This window comes from Aminobacter sp. P4_D5, from assembly GCF_056401815.1.
This window is the reverse complement of record NZ_JBFUIP010000527.1, coordinates 1-853: the sequence shown is the minus strand read 5'-3', so window position 1 is coordinate 853 and position 853 is coordinate 1. Positions and strand designations below refer to the sequence as shown.

The window sequence follows — 853 nt, the reverse complement described above, 5'->3', positions numbered from 1 at the left end:
CATCTGATGGGGCCAGCGATGGCCGCCGCCGCCGCCATCGAGGGCCATCTTACCGACGTCCGCCGGCTTATGGGAGACGCGTGATGGATCCCTTCATCCGCCTCACCTCCTGCGCCGTGCCCTTTCGCCGCGCGAATATCGACACGGACCAGATCCTGCCCGCGCGGTACCTCGCGAAGCCGCGCGACGAAGACCAGGCGCCCTTCCTCTTCCGAGATTTGCGGCTGAATCCCGATGGCAGCGAGGTGCCGGACTTTCCGCTGAACCAGCCGCATTGGCGCGAGGCGAGAATCATCCTCGGCGGCCAGAACTTCGCCTGCGGCTCCTCGCGCGAGAATGCGGTCTGGACGATCTACGACCATGGCGTCCGTGCGGTGATCGCGCCGAGCTTCGGCGACATCTTCTCCAGCAACTCCGTGAAGAACGGCATGCTGGCGGTGGTACTGCCGGCCGACGCGGTGGCGGAACTGATGGACGAGGCCGAGGCGTCGCCGGGCGCCGAGATTACTGTCGATCTGCCGTCGCAGACCGTCACCTCGGCCACGGGGAAAATCTGGCACTTCGACATCGATCCCTTCGCCAGGCGCAGCCTCCTGGAAGGCCTGGACGAGCTGGCATTCACGCTGACCCATTCCGAGGATATCGCCGCCTTCGAGCGGCGTCTCGGCCGGCATAATCTCTAGGGAGCAACGAACACATGCATATCGCAGTCCTCGGCGGCGACGGAATCGGCCCGGAGGTGACGGCGCAGGCCGTGAAGGCGTTGCGCGCCGTCGCAGCCAACGGCCCGCAATTCGAGATGACGGAAGGCAAGATCGGCGACGCCGCCTACGACACCACCGGCGACCCGCTC

Annotated in this window: 2 protein-coding genes; both read left to right on the top strand. The window is 66.2% G+C overall.

Annotation, left to right across the window (positions count from 1 at the left end; all coding sequences use genetic code 11):
• Positions 1–83 precede the first annotated feature (83 nt).
• Complete coding sequence (gene leuD / locus AC1DWF_RS33275) at positions 84–683, top strand: 3-isopropylmalate dehydratase small subunit (protein ID WP_476842768.1); 600 nt, start codon at positions 84–86, stop codon at positions 681–683.
• 14 nt (positions 684–697) lie between these two features.
• On the top strand, positions 698–853 hold a 156-nt coding region (locus tag AC1DWF_RS33270), incomplete at its 3' end, for an isocitrate/isopropylmalate family dehydrogenase (RefSeq protein ID WP_476842769.1).

Excerpts from the sequence above, each read along its gene's own strand:
- leuD (WP_476842768.1), top strand. The coding sequence starts at position 84 with ATGGATCCCTTCATCCGCCTCACCTCCTGCGCCGTGCCCTTTCGCCGC.